13 protein-coding genes and 1 CRISPR repeat array (1 of these 14 only partly in view) are annotated in these 17,053 nt (G+C 54.0%); of the genes, 6 read left to right on the forward strand and 7 right to left on the reverse strand.

Features of this window, described 5'->3' with window-relative positions; translation table 11 throughout:
• Positions 1 to 120 precede the first annotated feature (120 nt).
• From nadC to SD961_RS02460, 4 genes are all read right to left on the reverse strand, one after another.
• Positions 121 to 1,011: a carboxylating nicotinate-nucleotide diphosphorylase gene (nadC, locus tag SD961_RS02445; protein ID WP_318788811.1), complete on the reverse strand. Its 891-nt coding sequence runs from the start codon at positions 1,009 to 1,011 to the stop codon at positions 121 to 123.
• A gap of 91 nt (positions 1,012 to 1,102) precedes the next feature.
• A complete protein-coding gene (locus SD961_RS02450; RefSeq protein WP_318788812.1) occupies positions 1,103 to 1,765 on the reverse strand; it encodes an anti-sigma factor domain-containing protein in 663 nt (220 codons plus the stop codon).
• On the reverse strand, positions 1,762 to 2,325 hold the full coding sequence (locus tag SD961_RS02455) for an RNA polymerase sigma factor (protein ID WP_318788813.1): 564 nt from the start codon (positions 2,323 to 2,325) through the stop codon (positions 1,762 to 1,764). Before SD961_RS02455 ends, SD961_RS02450 begins: the two co-directional genes overlap by 4 nt.
• A gap of 69 nt (positions 2,326 to 2,394) precedes the next feature.
• Entirely contained in the window at positions 2,395 to 2,955 is a 561-nt protein-coding gene (locus SD961_RS02460) for a fasciclin domain-containing protein (RefSeq protein ID WP_318788814.1), read from the reverse strand.
• 188 nt (positions 2,956 to 3,143) lie between these two features.
• Between SD961_RS02460 and ampD the strand changes: the two genes are divergently transcribed.
• Both ampD and ampE read left to right on the forward strand, forming a co-directional pair.
• Positions 3,144 to 3,719 carry a 1,6-anhydro-N-acetylmuramyl-L-alanine amidase AmpD gene (gene ampD / locus SD961_RS02465; protein ID WP_318788815.1) on the forward strand — a complete coding sequence of 192 codons (576 nt, stop codon included), beginning with the start codon at positions 3,144 to 3,146 and terminating at the stop codon, positions 3,717 to 3,719.
• Positions 3,716 to 4,570, forward strand: a complete 855-nt coding sequence (ampE, locus tag SD961_RS02470) for a beta-lactamase regulator AmpE (RefSeq protein WP_318788816.1) — start codon at positions 3,716 to 3,718, stop codon at positions 4,568 to 4,570. Before ampD ends, ampE begins: the two co-directional genes overlap by 4 nt.
• Here ampE and SD961_RS02475 read toward each other — a convergent pair.
• The 3 genes from SD961_RS02475 to aroP form a co-directional block, all read right to left on the reverse strand.
• The gene (locus SD961_RS02475; protein WP_318788817.1) at positions 4,562 to 5,521 is read right to left on the reverse strand and encodes a family 43 glycosylhydrolase; all 960 of its coding nucleotides are present in this window, start codon (positions 5,519 to 5,521) and stop codon (positions 4,562 to 4,564) included. The genes ampE and SD961_RS02475 overlap by 9 nt on opposite strands.
• Entirely contained in the window at positions 5,521 to 6,927 is a 1,407-nt protein-coding gene (locus SD961_RS02480; RefSeq protein WP_318788818.1) for an MFS transporter, read from the reverse strand. The genes SD961_RS02475 and SD961_RS02480 overlap by 1 nt, the downstream gene beginning before the upstream one ends.
• Before the next feature lie 333 nt (positions 6,928 to 7,260).
• Positions 7,261 to 8,616 (reverse strand): aromatic amino acid transporter AroP, encoded by a 1,356-nt coding sequence (gene aroP, locus SD961_RS02485; RefSeq protein ID WP_318788819.1) that lies wholly within the window; start codon positions 8,614 to 8,616, stop codon positions 7,261 to 7,263.
• 505 nt (positions 8,617 to 9,121) lie between these two features.
• On the opposite strand from aroP, the gene pdhR reads away from it, so the two are divergent.
• The 4 genes from pdhR to lpdA all read left to right on the forward strand — a co-directional run bounded on the left by pdhR (position 9,122) and on the right by lpdA (position 16,217).
• Complete coding sequence (gene pdhR, locus SD961_RS02490) at positions 9,122 to 9,886, forward strand: pyruvate dehydrogenase complex transcriptional repressor PdhR (RefSeq protein ID WP_318788931.1); 765 nt, start codon at positions 9,122 to 9,124, stop codon at positions 9,884 to 9,886.
• A gap of 144 nt (positions 9,887 to 10,030) precedes the next feature.
• A complete protein-coding gene (gene aceE / locus SD961_RS02495; protein ID WP_318788820.1) occupies positions 10,031 to 12,694 on the forward strand; it encodes a pyruvate dehydrogenase (acetyl-transferring), homodimeric type in 2,664 nt (887 codons plus the stop codon).
• Between the two features lie 13 nt (positions 12,695 to 12,707).
• Positions 12,708 to 14,609 (forward strand): pyruvate dehydrogenase complex dihydrolipoyllysine-residue acetyltransferase, encoded by a 1,902-nt coding sequence (gene aceF, locus SD961_RS02500; RefSeq protein WP_318788821.1) that lies wholly within the window; start codon positions 12,708 to 12,710, stop codon positions 14,607 to 14,609.
• A 183-nt stretch (positions 14,610 to 14,792) separates the two neighbouring features.
• Entirely contained in the window at positions 14,793 to 16,217 is a 1,425-nt protein-coding gene (lpdA, locus tag SD961_RS02505; protein WP_318788932.1) for a dihydrolipoyl dehydrogenase, read from the forward strand.
• 421 nt (positions 16,218 to 16,638) lie between these two features.
• Positions 16,639 to 17,053: a CRISPR direct-repeat array (repeat unit 29 nt; unit sequence GTATTCCCCGCATGCGCGGGGATAAACCG); it runs 42 nt beyond the window's last position.

Raw genomic sequence — 17,053 nt, forward strand, 5'->3', positions numbered from 1 at the left:
AACGCCGTGGTGTGCCGAAAAGAATCAGCGGTTATTGCAGTTGGAGGCAAATTTTTGCAAGCGAGTGCGCAGAGCGCGCTTTAGCGTCACGCCATCACAGAAGGATGGCGTGAGAGGGGTCTATTTGAAACGCATCGACAGATCCAGGGCACGGACGTGCTTGGTCAGTGCGCCAACGGAGATATAGTCCACGCCGGTCTCTGCAAAGGTGCGAAGCGTTTCATCCGTAACATTGCCAGAGACTTCAAGCTGTGCACGCCCATCGGTTAGTTTTACCGCTTCACGCATCTGGTCAACGGTAAAGTTGTCGAGCATTACGATATCTGCGCCCGCATCCAGAGCCTGAGTCAGCTCCTCCAGCGATTCCACCTCCACTTCAACCGGTACGTCCGGGTGCAGCCAGAACGCTTTTTCTACGGCATCCCGAATCGAGCCGGTGGCGATGATGTGATTTTCTTTGATCAGGAAAGCGTCGGAAAGCCCGAGGCGATGGTTTGCGCCACCGCCGCAAAGCACCGCATATTTCAGGGCGGTTCTCAGACCTGGCAAGGTTTTTCGGGTATCCAGCAGCTGCGTGCGGGTGCCTTCCAGAATTGACACATAACGGCTAACTTCGGTCGCCACGCCGGAAAGCGTCTGGACAAAGTTCAGCGCGGTGCGTTCAGCTGTGAGGATCAAAGCCGAGGGGCCGGTAATTTCGAAGAGGATCTGATCGGCCATGATCTTATCGCCGTCATCCACATGCCAGGTAATTTCGGTTTTATTACCCAACTGAATAAACACTTCTTCTACCCAGCGCTTGCCGCAAAAAATGCCTGCTTCACGCGTAATTACGATGGCATGAGAGGTAGCCTCAGCTGGCAGCAGGCTGGCAGTGATATCTTTACAGGGATCTACTTCGCCACCCAGGTCTTCACGCAGAGCCTGAGCAACGCTTGGTGGAATATCATCCTCAATACGTTCCAGCAACGCCGTGCGGCGGCTGTCCGGATCGTAGCGGCGGGTCGTCATGGTCGAACTCCGAAAAGTCGGGAAGAGAGTCCGGTCATGCTAGCCTTTTTAACGTCGGCTTGCCAGCCAGCGTGGGCCGTTGGGTGACAAATTAGCTCTGTGCGACTTTCCCGCTGAATACGACCGGTCCGGTAGGTTGACCGGTAGGCGAACCGCCTTTTGGCTCCAGGCTGATAGCCAGCAGCGGCAAGACGTTCAGGCGTGTTTTATCCACGCTGATGCGGGTCACGCTGGCAGGATTAACCACACCCAGCGATTGCGGTTTTTGTCCCGGCGGGATCAGCCATAGCTCAAAACTTTGACGGTCGGCCAACGTACCGGTATTAACCGCTTGCAGGGTCAGCTCGCTTTTGGCGCGATCAAAGGCAACCACCCAGGATCCGTGCTGACTGCCGCTGCTGTTCAGCACGGCAATCGCCTGCAGCGAGGCGGGCTGCTGATAAATATTCACCAGCAAAGCACCGGCAAAACAGGCCGCCAGCGCCCAGCCCAGATAGTGCCATCTGAACGGCATCCGCACGCGTTGCTCTACAGGCAAACTGCGCAGAATTTTTTGCCACACCTCGGCAGGAGGCGTCACCGGCTTAAGGGAAGTATCCATGTGGCCAAGCTGAGTTTGCCAGCGGCTGACCTCTTCCTGCAGGGCGCGATCCTGCTGCAGGCGGCGCTCAAAGTGCTGACGTGCGGGGCCGCGTAACGTACCGAGGGCATATTCTGCGGCGAGAGCCGAATCAACATGGTTGCCTGTTTTCATATTCCCACACACTCTTTCAAATGGGCCAACGCACGACGGATCCAGCTTTTCACCGTGCCTGCCGGTTGCTCCATATGCGCTGAAATCTCACTGTGTGAAAGCCCCTGATAGTAGGCCAGCATCACGCTTTGTCGCTGTTCCCCTGGCAGATTCTCCAGGCAGCCCGCCAGCCGGCGCGCTTCAGATGTCGAAGGCAGAGCGTCTGCAAACGTGCAGGCAAGCCCTTCAGCCTCCTCCATTCTTGCCACATCAAGCGTTTCCAGCGGCGTGACCTGGTTGGCTTTCAGTCGGAGATAATCAATGGCCCGGTGGCGAATGAATGTTGTCATCCAGGTTTTTGGGGCGCTGAGTGTTGGATCGTAAGTGGCTGCCCGCTGCCAGATAGCCAGCATCGTGTCGTGCAACACCTCTTCTGCCCAGCCGCGTCGACGCAGCATGCGCAGGGCAATAGCAAAAAGGTACGAAGAGTGTTGGCGGTACAGCTGTTCAAACGCTCGCCGGTCACCCTGGCCGACCGCCTGAAGCAAAAGGATCTGACTGTCGATAACGTCGTCCGTCATGAAGCTTCCTGTCAATAAGGTGCAGAGAATTCTGATGAATCCTGCTGCACCTGGTATAACGTTTATTTCTTATTTTGGCATCAGTACAGTATCGATAACATCGATAACGCCGTTGCTTTGGTGCACATCATAGGTACTGATGTTGGCGATATTTCCCTGGGAATCTTTTAGCTGAATATTGTGCGGGCCGTTGTTCATGATCCAGAGCGACTGCCCGTTAACGGTTTTCAACTCTGCACGGCCATTACCTTGCTTAATTTTTTTTTCTAACTGCTTCATATCCAGATTGCCGGAGACCACGTGATAAGTCAGGACGCTGGTCAGCATCGCTTTATTTTCTGGTTTCAACAGGTTATCTACCGTGCCCGCAGGAAGTTTAGCAAAGGCAGCGTTAGTAGGCGCGAAGACGGTGAAAGGACCTTTGCTCTGCAGCGTATCTACCAGACCAGCCGCTTTAACTGCCGCGACCAGCGTGGTGTGATCTTTTGAGTTCACCGCATTTTCGACAATATTTTTTGAAGGAAACATTGCAGAGCCGCCGACCATTACCGTGCTGGTCATTGAGTCCGCCATTGCTACACCGCTGAACAGTAATGACGCGCAAAGAGCCGTACGAACGAGTGTTTTCATGATCTATTCCTTTGAGGGTAAGAGAAGGCAGGGTTGCCTTACAAAGCTATTTACGGCGGAGGCAGCAAACCGGATGCAAAAAAAACGATTTTATTTTTCAGCGCCCTTTTTCAGGCGCACCAGAAGTTTGTTTTTCTGAAAATGATTCATGCTACTCTGATGATTACGTTATAAAAGGAGAGCAGGGCATGCAGCTGCAAGCGGGCTGGATTGCAGGAGTGAAGCGGGTTCCCTCGCCGCATTTCAATGAGCGTCCGGACAATGAAACGCCATCGTTACTGGTTATTCACAACATCAGTTTACCGCCGGGGGAATTTGGCGGTCCGTGGATCGATGCGCTGTTTACCGGAAACCTTGATCCGCAGGCTCATCCCTTTTTTGCCGAAATCGCGCATCTTCGGGTTTCTGCACACTGCCTTATCCGCCGCGATGGCGAAATTATTCAGTATGTCCCTTTTCATCTCCGCGCCTGGCATGCCGGCGTTTCCACTTATCAGGGCCGTGAAGCCTGCAACGATTTTTCAATAGGCATTGAGTTGGAAGGCACAGATACGTTGCCTTATACCGACGAGCAGTATCAGGCTCTGCAGGCCGTCACCCAACTGCTGATCTCACACTATCCACAAATGGCTGAGCATATTACCGGACACAGTGATATTGCGCCGGTCAGAAAAACCGACCCCGGTCCGGCTTTTGACTGGAACCGATTTCGGGGCGCGTCAGGCTTAACGCCGGATGCGTCAGTACAGGAGCCACAGGCATGACGCTTTTTAGTTTATTGTTAGTTCTGGGTTGGGAACGTCTTTTCAAGATGGGTGAGCACTGGCAGTTCGATCACCACCTTGCCGGGATGTTTCGCCGTCGACATAAATACAGCCTGTTTCGCACCTTGCTGATGACACTGGCAGCAATGGCTGTGGTGCTGGCGTGCCTGCTGGCGTTAAAAGGACTATTTTTTGGCGTGCTACAGCTGTTGTTCTGGATTGCTGTAGGTCTGCTCTGTATCGGCGCTGGTTCTGTTCGTCTGCACTATCATGCTTATCTTAAAGCGGCGAGCCGCAACGACCAGGATACCCATCAGGCGATGGCGGAAGAGCTGTCGCTGATCCATGGGCTGCCTGTTGAATGTGATGAGCGTGAGTACCTTTGTGCGCTGCAGAATGCGCTGCTGTGGATTAACTTCCGCTACTATCTGGCACCGCTCTTCTGGTTTGTGGTCGGCGGCGCCTGGGGGCCGGTGCTGCTGGTGGGCTACGCTTTTCTGCGCGCCTGGCAATCCTGGCTGGCGCGCCACCACTCGCCGCTGGAGCGCTCGCAGTCCGGCGTGGATGCCGTGCTGCATGTGGTTGACTGGCTGCCGGTACGGCTGGTTGGTGTGGCCTATGCGCTGTTAGGGCATGGTGAGCGGGCGCTTCCGGCCTGGTTTGCCTCACTCACCGATCGTCATACTCCGCAGTACCAGGTACTGACACGCCTTGCCCAGTTCTCTCTGGCCCGCGACCCGCATACCGACAAAGTTGAAACCCCTCGCGTGGCCGTGGCGCTGGCGAAGAAGGTTTCGCTGGTTATGGTCGTTGTGGTCGCGCTGTTGACGATCTACGGCACATTAGTCTGACACCGTATCGGCAGGAGGCGTGCCAAATTCCGGCATGCCTTCCGCGTTCCAGCTGAAGGTTTTGAGGCGCGTATGACGATTAGGATCGTACAGCGGATCGCCCTCAATCTCTGTGTAATTACGGGCATGATAGACCAGCACATCCTCTCCCTGCTCCGTTACCGTAAAGCTGTTGTGTCCGGGGCCAAACTGTCGGTTTTCATAGCTGGTGGTGAACAGGGGATGCGGGGATTTATGCCAGTTTGCGTGATTCAGCGGATCGGCCTCCGCCGCAATCCACAATAAGCCCATGCAGTAGTTCTCATCGGTTGCGCTGGCAGAATAGCTGACGAACAGCCGCTCTCCGTGTCGAATCACCGCAGGCCCCTCATTGACGCTGAACCCTCTGCATTCCCACTCATATTCTGGCTTACTGAGCATCACCGGCTGGCCTTTTATCGCCCAGGGTGACGCCAGTTCGGCCAGATAAAGGTTGGAGTTGCCGGCAATGTACGGATCTTTTTGCGCCCACAGATACCAGTTCTTACCCTGATGCACAAAATGGGTGGCATCCAGGGCAAAGCTGTCGATCGGCGTGACAATTTGCCCACATTCGCGCCATTCCCCCGTCATCGGGTCGCTATCCGTGCAGGCCAGTGCGAACATCCGGTGCTGGAACAGCCCATCTTTAATCGCCCTGGTGGGCGCAGCGGCAAAGTAAATCACCCAGGTTCCGCCGATTTTGTGCAGCTCTGGCGCCCAGATAAGCTCGCTCATCTGCCCCTGTTCGGGTTTGCGCCAGACCACAACCGGTCGGGCAGAGGCCAGGCCATTAAGGGTATCCGCACTGCGGATCTCCAGCCGGTCGTATTGCGGAACGGAAGCGATAAAGTAATATTGGCCGTTTTCACGCAGGATGAAGGGATCGGCGCGTTGCTCAATAAACGGGTTTTGCCACAGGGAAGTCGTCATTATGTATTCACCGGTTTAACAGCGGCTTTGCTGTCATGATAGTCATTAAGCTCCTGGAAGCTGGTGCGGCGTTTTTCCAGATCCTGCTGGATTTGCCTCATCATCGGGCGGTCAACCTTCAGCAGACGGACTACGCCTGCGGTAATCAGATATCCCACACCAGGGATCACCGTAAACAGCAGCACGATGCCGTTGATGGCGCTCGGCGCCTGGGTTTTTGCACCCGCATCGTAACCATACCAGGAGAGCAGGAAGCCAACCATGGCACCCGCTACCGCCAGGCCCACCTTCAGGAAAAACAGGTTACCGGAGAAGCTGATGCCGGTAATGCGCTTGCCGGTTTTCCATTCGCCATAGTCATCCACATCGGCCATCAATGACCAGTGCAGCGGCGAAGGGATTTGGTGCAGGATATTAAGGAAGAAGTACATCACTACCACCAGCACGGTAGCCTGCGGGTCAAGGAAGTAAAATCCGCTGGAGAAGATCGCCAGTGCAATATTGGTCCAGAAAAAGACTTTGAGTTTGCACCAGCGGTCGGTGAGCACTTTGGCCAGCGTGCTGCCTACCATCATGCCAATCACGCCAAGGCTGATAAACAGGGTAGCAAAGTGGGTGGACTGGCCCATCACCCAGGTAACGTAATACATGGTTGCGGCCATGCGGATAAAGCCCGGACAAACGTTGCAAAAGGTCAGCAGCAGGATACGTACCCATTGATCGTTTTTCCACACGTCGCGTAAATCCGCCTTCATGTCATCGTTGCTTGGCACGGCGGGCCGGATACGTTCACGCACGGTCGCAAAGCAGAACAGGAACATACAGAGGCCGATAAGAGCCAGCACGCTCATCGCCATCTGATAACCGCGCGCTCTGTTCTCGCCGCCAAACCACTCCGCCATTGGCAGGAGCGAAAGGGAGAGAATTAACGTGGCAATGCCGACCATAACAAAGCGATAGGACTGACAGGAGACGCGCTCACCAGGATCGTTAGTGATCACACCGCCCAGCGAGCAGTAAGGGATATTGATGGCGGTATAGGTCAGCGACATCAGAAAATAGGTCACAAAGGCATAGATAACTTTGCTGTTATAAGTCCAGTCGGGCGTGGTAAACATCAGCACGCTGAATACCACATAAGGCAGGGAGATCCACAACAGCCATGGACGAAAACGTCCCCACCGGCTCTGCGTCCGGTCGGCAATTGCACCCATAATGGGATCGGTAACCGCATCCAGTACCCGCACCGAAAGCAGCAGCACGCCAACCAGCGCAGGCGCCAGGCCAAACACATCTGTGTAGAAATAATTAAGGAACAGCATGATCGCCCCGCCAATCATGTTGCAGCCTGCATCGCCCATGCCATACCCAATCTTTTCTCTAACCGTCAGCGCCGCGCTCTTCATGGATTTTTCTCTCACTGGAATCATGAAGTGCATTATTAATGACTTAGGCCCGCTTTGCGCTGGCAGAAAGCGTCACAGAGATGGACAAATCGCCTGTGGGTTTAAAAGTGTGAGTAGGATAACACTTAAGTCTTTCCGCTAACGGAGGTAAAGGCATTAGTAAGAGCGGCTGGAGAATATGGCAGGTAATAAGATAATAAGCAGGAATCAGGAAGAGGAAGCTGGGAGCGTGAAAGGTAAAAGGTGAAGCGGCAGCGGGAAGCCAGGCGATGGTAAAGGTGCGGGAGTGGGGCGAGCAAATCAGCAAGAGGGCACCGAAGTGCCCTCTGATCATTATGCTTTTTGCGTGCGGGACTTAATCATATAGCCCACGCCCAGAATGGCTATCCAGACCGGAATTAACCAGACGGAAATCGCCATGCCCGGCGTCATTGCCATAATCACCAGAATACCTGCCAGGAACAGCAGGCAGATCCAGTTACCCAGCGGATAGAGCAGCGCTTTAAAGCGGGTTTCCACGCCCTGCTGATCCTTTTTACGGCGGAATTTCAGGTGCGCCAGGCTGATCATTGCCCAGTTGATCACCAGTGCAGAGACCACCAGCGCCATCAGCAGGCCAAAGGCTTCGCCCGGCATCAGGTAGTTAATTAATACGCAGAGCGCGGTAGCGGCGGCAGAAACGCCAATAGCCGTCACCGGTACGCCGCGCGCATCGACTTTCAACAACGCTTTCGGGCCATTGCCCTGTTGCGCCAGACCGAACAGCATACGGCTGTTGCAGTAAACGCAGCTGTTATAGACCGAGAGTGCCGCCGTCAGGATCACCACGTTCAGCGCATTCGCTACCAGGCTGTCGCCGAGATCGTGAAAAATCATCACGAACGGGCTGGCGCCACCAATCACTTTGGTCCACGGGTAGAGTGAAAGCAGCACGGTCAGTGAGCCGATATAGAAAATCAGGATGCGGTACAGCACCTGATTTGTCGCTTTGGGAATGCTCTTTTCCGGGTTATCGGCTTCTGCGGCGGTAATTCCCACCAGCTCCAGACCGCCAAAGGAGAACATAATGACCGCCATCGCCATCACCAGCCCGGAAATGCCGTTAGGGAAGAAGCCGCCCCGGTCCCAGAGGTTAGAAACTTTCGCATCCGGGCCTGCATGGCCGCCAAACAGCAGCCAGCAGCCGAACAGGATCATGCCCACCACGGCAGCCACTTTAATGATTGAGAACCAGAACTCCATCTCACCATAGACTTTCACGTTAGTCAGGTTGATGGCGTTAATCAGCACAAAGAATACCGCTGCGGAAACCCAGGTGGGGATTTCGGGATACCAGTACTGAATATATTTGCCCACGGCGGTGAGTTCAGCCATTGCTACCAGCACATAGAGGATCCAGTAGTTCCAGCCGGACGCAAAACCAGCAAAATTGCCCCAGTATTTATAGGCAAAGTGGCTGAACGATCCCGCTACCGGCTCTTCCACCACCATTTCGCCGAGCTGACGCATAATCAGAAAGGCAATGAAGCCGCCGATAGCATAGCCCAGCAACACCGACGGGCCGGCCATACGAATGGTATCGGCAATGCCCAGAAACAGGCCGGTGCCCACGGCACCGCCCAACGCGATAAGCTGAATATGGCGGTTTTTTAGCCCCCGTTTCAGCGTGTCGCCCTGAAGTTGTTCCATAGTAAACCTCATGATGTCGTTATTATTCTCTACGAAGACGCGCCTTCGTAAGTCAGTTCTTCCAGGTAACGTATTGAAAAATTTACAGTGCCAGAGGCATGAAAAAGAGGTTCAGGCTACCTTCGCGACAAGAATAGTGATAAGCGCCCTCTAATGCACTCGCTTTCTCTTTTTGTGCGGGAGAGTGCTTAAAAAAAAAGCGCTCAGTAAGATTACCTGTTTTGGTTACAAAGGCACCCTTCAGGGCATAGTTTTCTCTTATGGTAAGCCGTTTTTTTGCGCACTAAACGTCTGCCGGATTTGAGAAAAGTTAAAAAATTTAACATTCAAACAGGGCGGTTTTTCCGGCGTTTGAGGCGGGGTAAACCTTTATAGCAAAACGAGACCAGCGTCCTGTTTCACCAGGTTGCCATATGGACATGAGGTGAATACTTTGTTACTTTACGGGCACCTTTTTGCAATTGGTATTACCAATTTACTCATGCAACTGGCAGAAGAAGGGATGATGGCCTACAGCAAAATCCGCCAACCAAAGCTATCCGATGCTATCGAGCAGCAGCTCGAGTCCCTGATTATGGAAGGGACCTTGCGTCCGGGTGAAAAGCTGCTCCCAGAACGCGAGCTGGCTAAACAGTTCGATGTCTCCCGTCCTTCTCTGCGTGAAGCTATCCAGCGTCTGGAAGCCAAAGGTTTACTGTTACGCCGTCAGGGCGGTGGGACCTTTGTGCAAACCAGCCTGTGGCAAAGCCTGAGCGATCCGCTGGTCGAGCTGCTGGCGGGTCACCCGGAATCACAGTTTGATCTGCTGGAAACCCGCCATGCGCTGGAGGGGATAGCGGCCTATTACGCCGCACTGCGTGGGACAGATGAAGATTTACAACGCATTCGCCATTGCCATATTCAGATCCAGACGGCGCAGGAGAGCGGTGATCTTGATGCCGAAGCGGGTGCGGTGATGCAGTATCAGATCGCTGTCACAGAGGCCGCGCATAATGTGGTACTGCTGCATCTGCTCCGCAGTATGGGGCCGATGCTGGAACAGAACGTCCGACAGAATTTTGAATTGCTCTACTCGCGCCGGGAAATGCTGGCAAAAGTGAGCGGTCATCGCGCCAGTATTTTTGAGGCGATTGTGGCACGTGAGCCGGAACAGGCCCGCGAAGCCTCACACCGTCACCTGGCGTTTATTGAGGAAATATTGCTGGACAGAAGTCGCGAGCAGAGTCGCCGAGAGCGCTCCTTACGACGATTACAGCAACGTAAGGACTAACGCGTAACCATAACGCGGAACTGTGCCTTGTCGCAGGCAAGGCATAAACGACGAGCCTGTCTCAGTGTGCTTTACTTCAGAGTTAGCACAACGAGACAGGCTCCAGACAATTCAACGTATTAGACACAGATAAGGAATACCCCCATGTCAGAACGTTTACACAATGACGTGGATCCGATCGAAACTCGCGACTGGCTACAGGCGATCGAATCGGTCATCCGTGAAGAAGGTGTTGAGCGCGCACAGTTCCTGATCGACCAGGTCATGAATGAAGCACGTAAAGGTGGCGTAAAAGTGGCGGCAGGTCTCAGCGCCCGCAACTACGTCAACTCTATTGCCGTTGAAGACGAGCCGGACTATCCGGGCAATACTTCTTTAGAGCGTCGTATCCGTTCCGCTATCCGCTGGAACGCCATCATGACCGTTCTGCGTGCATCGAAGAAAGATCTGGAGCTGGGTGGCCACATGTCCTCCTTCCAGTCTTCTGCCACCATCTATGAAGTGTGCTTTAACCACTTCTTCCGTGCGCGTAGCGAAAAAGATGGCGGCGATCTGGTTTACTTCCAGGGCCACATCTCTCCGGGCGTCTACGCTCGTGCCTTCCTTGAAGGCCGTCTGACCGAAGAGCAGATGAACAATTTCCGTCAGGAAGTGCATGGTAAAGGCCTCTCGTCTTACCCGCACCCTAAACTGATGCCTGATTTCTGGCAGTTCCCGACCGTATCGATGGGGCTGGGGCCAATCGGCGCGATCTATCAGGCGAAATTCCTGAAATACCTTGAGCACCGCGGCCTGAAAGATACTTCCCAGCAGACCGTTTACGCCTTCCTGGGCGACGGTGAAATGGATGAGCCAGAATCGAAAGGGGCGATCACCATCGCCACCCGTGAGAAGCTGGACAACCTGGTGTTCATCATCAACTGTAACCTGCAGCGCCTGGATGGCCCGGTTACCGGTAACGGCAAAATCATCAACGAATTGGACGGCATCTTTGCTGGCGCCGGTTGGGAAGTGATTAAAGTTATCTGGGGCGGACGTTGGGATGAGCTGCTGCGCAAAGATACCAGCGGCAAGCTGGTTCAGCTGATGAACGAAACCGTTGACGGCGACTATCAGACCTTTAAATCCCGCGATGGCGCGTACGTGCGTGAGCACTTCTTTGGCAAATACCCGGAAACCGCAGCGCTGGTCAAAGATATGTCTGACGATGAGATCTGGTCACTGAACCGTGGCGGTCACGATCCGAAGAAAGTCTACGCGGCACTGAAAAAAGCGCAGGATACCAAAGGGAAACCTGTGGTCATTCTGGCCCACACCATCAAAGGTTATGGTATGGGTGAATCCGCGGAAGGCAAAAACATCGCGCACCAGGTCAAGAAAATGAACATGGATGGCGTGCGCTATATCCGCGATCGTTTCAACGTGCCGGTTGACGATGCCAGCATCGAAACCCTGCCGTACGTTACCTTTGACAAAGAGTCTGAAGAGTACAAATACCTGCACGGTCAGCGTGAGAAGCTGGGTGGCTACCTGCCAACCCGCCAGCCAAACTTCAGCGAGAAGCTTTCGTTGCCGGCGCTGGAAGATTTCCGTCAGCTGCTGGATGAGCAGAACAAAGAGATCTCCACCACTATCGCCTTTGTGCGCGCCCTGAACGTGATGCTGAAGAACCCGTCGATCAAAGATCGTCTGGTGCCGATCATCGCCGATGAAGCGCGTACCTTTGGTATGGAAGGTCTGTTCCGTCAGATTGGTATTTACAGCCCGAACGGTCAGCAGTACACCCCGCAGGACCGCGAGCAGGTTGCTTACTACAAAGAAGATGAGAAAGGGCAGATCCTGCAGGAAGGGATCAACGAACTGGGCGCAGGCGCCTCCTGGCTGGCGGCGGCAACGTCTTACAGCACCAATAACCTGCCGATGATCCCGTTCTACATCTACTATTCAATGTTTGGTTTCCAGCGTATCGGCGACCTGTGCTGGGCAGCAGGCGACCAGCAGGCGCGCGGCTTCCTGGTGGGCGGTACCTCCGGTCGTACTACCCTGAACGGTGAAGGGTTGCAGCACGAAGATGGTCATAGCCACATTCAGTCTCTGACTATCCCGAACTGTATCTCTTACGATCCGGCCTATGCTTACGAAGTGGCAGTCATCATGCATGACGGTCTGGTGCGTATGTACGGCGAAGCGCAGGAAAATATTTACTACTACATCACCACGCTGAACGAAAACTACCACATGCCTGCGATGCCGCAGGGTGCGGAAGAGGGTATCCGTAAGGGTATCTACAAGCTGGATACGCTTGAAGGCAGCAAGGGAAAAGTGCAGCTGCTGGGTTCCGGCTCTATTCTGCGCCACGTGCGTGAAGCGGCTGAGATCCTGTCGAAAGATTATGGTGTAGGTTCCGACGTCTACAGCGTGACTTCCTTCACTGAGCTGGCGCGTGATGGTCAGGATTGTGAGCGCTGGAACATGCTGCACCCAACGGAAGAGCCGCGCGTGCCTTACGTCGCTCAGATCATGAACGATGCACCTGCCGTTGCGTCAACCGACTATATGAAACTGTTCGCCGAGCAGATCCGTACCTTCATGCCAGCCAGCGACTATCGCGTACTGGGCACCGATGGTTTCGGACGTTCTGACAGCCGCGAAAACCTGCGTCACCACTTCGAAGTGGATGCATCTTACGTGGTGGTAGCGGCTCTGGGTGAACTGGCTAAACGCGGTGAGATTGATAAAAAAGTGGTGGCGGAAGCGATCGCTAAATTCGATATCGATGCCGATAAAGTCAACCCGCGTCTGGCATAAGAGGTAAAGATTAATGGCTATCGAAATTAACGTACCGGATATCGGTGCAGACGAAGTTGAAGTCACCGAGATTATGGTCAAGGTGGGTGACAAGGTAGAAGTAGAGCAGTCGCTGATCACCGTAGAGGGCGATAAAGCCTCTATGGAAGTGCCTTCTCCGCAGGCTGGCGTGGTGAAAGAGATCAAAATCAGCACCGGTGACAAAGTTGAAACCGGCAAACTGATTATGATCTTCGAAGCCGCTGAGGGTGCAGCCGAAGCCGCACCAGCTAAAGCTGAAGAGAAAAAAGAAGCCGCCGTACCGGCTAAAGCTGAAGAGAAAAAAGAATCAGCCGCCGCGTCAGAAAGCAAAGATGTGAACGTGCCGGATATCGGTTCTGACGAAGTTGAAGTCACTGAGATCATGGTCAAGGTGGGCGACAAGGTTGAAGCAGAGCAGTCGCTGATCACCGTTGAAGGCGACAAAGCCTCGATGGAAGTGCCTGCACCGTTCGCGGGTATTGTGAAAGAGATTAAGATCAGCACCGGCGATAAAGTCAGCACCGGTTCCATGATCATGGTCTTTGAAGCGGAAGGCGCAGTGCCAGCCGAAACGCCTAAACCTGCGATGAAAGAAGAAGCAGCAGCGACACCAACGGCGACCAGCGGCGTAAAAGACGTTGAAGTGCCTGATATCGGTGGCGATGAAGTTGAAGTCACTGAAGTGATGGTAAAAGTGGGCGATAAAGTGGCTGCCGAACAGTCGCTGATCACCGTTGAAGGCGACAAAGCCTCAATGGAAGTGCCTGCGCCGTTCGCGGGAACCGTGAAAGAGATCAAAATCAGCACCGGCGACAAAGTCAGCACCGGTTCCCTGATCATGGTCTTTGAAGTGGAGGGTGCCGCACCCGCCGCCGCGCCTGCCGCGAAACAGGAAGAAGCTGCCCCGGCTAAACAGGCCGAAGCAGCGCCTGCGAAAGCGGAAGCTAAAGCTGAGTTCGCAGAGAACGACGCTTACGTGCACGCAACGCCGGTTGTTCGTCGTCTGGCGCGTGAGTTCGGCGTCAATCTGGCGAAGGTTAAAGGCACCGGTCGTAAAGGCCGTATTCTGAAAGAAGACGTTCAGTCTTACGTGAAGGATGCGGTTAAGCGTGCCGAATCAGCTCCAGCGGCTGCCGCTGGTGGCGGAATGCCTGGCATGCTGCCGTGGCCGAAGGTCGACTTCAGCAAGTTCGGTGAGATTGAAGAAGTCGAGCTGGGCCGCATCCAGAAGATTTCTGGTGCCAACCTGAGCCGTAACTGGATCGTGATCCCTCACGTTACCCAGCACGACAAGGCTGACATTACCGAAGTGGAAAACTTCCGTAAGCAACAGAATGAAGAAGCCGCGAAGAAGAAGCTGGATCTGAAGATCACCCCACTGGTGTTCATCATGAAGGCGGCTGCCAAAGCGCTGGAAGAGTTCCCACGCTTCAACAGCTCGCTCTCTGAAGATGGCCAGAAGCTGACGCTGAAAAAATATATCAACATCGGCGTGGCGGTTGATACGCCAAACGGCCTGGTGGTTCCGGTCTTTAAAGATGTGAACCGTAAAGGCATCGTTGAGCTGTCGAATGAGCTGTCGGTGATTTCCAAAAAAGCGCGTGACGGCAAGCTGACCGCCAGTGATATGCAGGGCGGCTGCTTCACCATCTCCAGCCTTGGCGGCATTGGTGGTACCTCGTTTACCCCAATCGTCAACGCGCCGGAAGTGGCGATCCTCGGCGTCTCCAAATCGTCGATGGAGCCGGTCTGGAACGGTAAAGAGTTCGTTCCTCGCCTGATGCTGCCTCTGTCACTCTCCTTCGATCACCGTGTGATCGATGGTGCGGCAGGCGCTCGCTTCGCGGCCTATATCGCCACTATCATGGCTGATATCCGCCGTCTGGTGATGTAAGAAGTCTTAAGGCCGGCGTTTGCCGGCCTTTTCATAGCCGACTTGCGATGTGTTGAGTCGACAAGGTAGTTGAAAACGTTTCGTATCAAGCGGTTTGCAGTTCATTAACAATTCTGTAAACTCTTGCGGTGAATACGTACCGGTGGATGAATGAATATCCCAGCGGTTAACTAAGAGGTCATGATGAGTACAGAAATTAAAACTCAGGTCGTGGTACTTGGGGCAGGTCCTGCAGGCTACTCTGCAGCCTTCCGCGCAGCCGATTTAGGTCTGGAGACCGTCATCGTTGAGCGTTTCAGCACCCTGGGCGGGGTTTGTCTGAACGTGGGTTGTATCCCTTCCAAAGCGCTGCTGCACGTGGCGAAAGTGATTGAAGAAGCCAAAGCGCTGGAAGAGCACGGTATCGTGTTTGGTAAGCCACAAACCGATATCAACAAGATTCGCTCCTGGAAAGAGAAAGTCATTAACCAGCTGACCGGCGGTCTCTCTGGTATGGCGAAAGGCCGCAAAGTTAAAGTGGTCACCGGTCTGGGTAAATTTACCGGCGCTAACACGCTGGTGGTTGAAGGCGAGAATGGTGCCACCACCATCAACTTCGACAACGCCATTATCGCTGCCGGCTCCCGTCCGATTCAGCTGCCGTTTATTCCTCATGAAGATCCTCGCGTGTGGGACTCTACCGCCGCGCTGGAGCTGAAAGAGGTGCCTGAGCGCCTGCTGGTAATGGGCGGAGGCATTATCGGTCTGGAAATGGCAACCGTCTATCACGCGCTGGGTTCGCAGATCGACGTGGTTGAGATGTTTGATCAGGTTATTCCGGCTGCCGATAAAGACGTGGTGAAAGTCTTCACCAAGCGCATCGCTAAGCAGTTCAACCTGATGCTGGAAACTAAAGTCACCGCCGTTGAAGCTAAAGACGATGGCATTTACGTTTCGATGGAAGGCAAGAAAGCACCTGCAGAAGCGCAGCGTTATGACGCGGTGCTGGTAGCGATTGGCCGTGTGCCAAACGGTAAAGGTCTGGATGCGGGCAAAGCTGGCGTGGAAGTGGACGACCGTGGCTTTATCCGCGTCGACAAGCAGATGCGTACCAATGTGCCGCACATCTATGCGATTGGTGACATTGTTGGTCAGCCGATGCTGGCCCACAAAGGCGTGCATGAAGGCCACGTAGCGGCTGAAGTGATCTCCGGTAAGAAGCACTACTTCGACCCGAAAGTTATCCCATCCATTGCCTACACTGAGCCAGAAGTTGCCTGGGTCGGTCTGACCGAGAAAGAAGCGAAAGAGAAAGGGATCAGCTATGAGACCTCGACCTTCCCGTGGGCGGCTTCAGGCCGTGCTATCGCTTCCGATTGTGCAGACGGCATGACCAAGCTGATTTTCGACAAAGAGACGCACCGTGTTATCGGTGGCGCGGTTGTCGGCACCAACGGCGGTGAGCTGCTGGGTGAAATCGGTCTGGCTATTGAGATGGGTTGCGATGCTGAAGATATCGCGCTGACCATCCACGCTCACCCGACGCTGCATGAGTCTGTGGGTCTGGCTGCCGAGATTTTTGAAGGTAGCATCACCGACCTGCCAAACCCGAAAGCGAAGAAGAAGTAAGCCGCCTGGGGAGTCTACGGCTGCATAGTTAACCTGTTAAGTTAACCTGGCAGCCGTATCTGAATCTGGAAACGTTCCTCGTTTCCGGATTTTTTTATGCCTGTTTTTTAACGCGCGAATTCCTGCCTTTACTCTGTTTCAAATCTCCCGCTGACAAAACCAGTGATGCGCTGGAAATTGCTAAAAAACCACAGCTCAAAGTTTGATAAGCATCTGATGCCGCCAGGGTAGGCAGATGAGCCTACGCTGCCGATTAAATAAGAATCCGCAACCTTCTCTGTTTTTGGTTTTTTTATGGGAAATATCGCTGTCCTGTTTTGCATCAAACCAGAGAGGTCAGACAGGGTTTAATTTAAGGGCTTCACGTGGTAGATTTTAATGGTGCATAAAATATGATTTTAATCAAGAGGTTAAATTTAGAGTATTCCCCGCATGCGCGGGGATAAACCCTTTCTGTTCCGGCGTGTAGTTAATACGCGTTCGTATTCCCCGCATGCGCGGGGATAAACCGTGAAACACGCCGAATGAACTGGTGCGGTGAAAGTATTCCCCGCATGCGCGGGGATAAACCGAACATATCGCGACTAAACTGGTTGAGGCCAGGGTATTCCCCGCATGCGCGGGGATAAACCGGTCGTCCCACGTTGCCGGGGGCGTCGCCTTCGGTATTCCCCGCATGCGCGGGGATAAACCGGCTACAGGGCGGTAGGGTTGGCATATTCACCGGTATTCCCCGCATGCGCGGGGATAAACCGCCCTGGGTGTGTCCGTGGGTTCGCAATGGGGTGTGTTCCCCGCATGCGCGGGGATAAACCGAATTCAACATCGAACCAATT

Source organism: Erwinia sp. MMLR14_017 (assembly GCF_033657285.1).
In the GTDB taxonomy this organism is placed as follows: Bacteria; Pseudomonadota; Gammaproteobacteria; order Enterobacterales; family Enterobacteriaceae; genus Erwinia.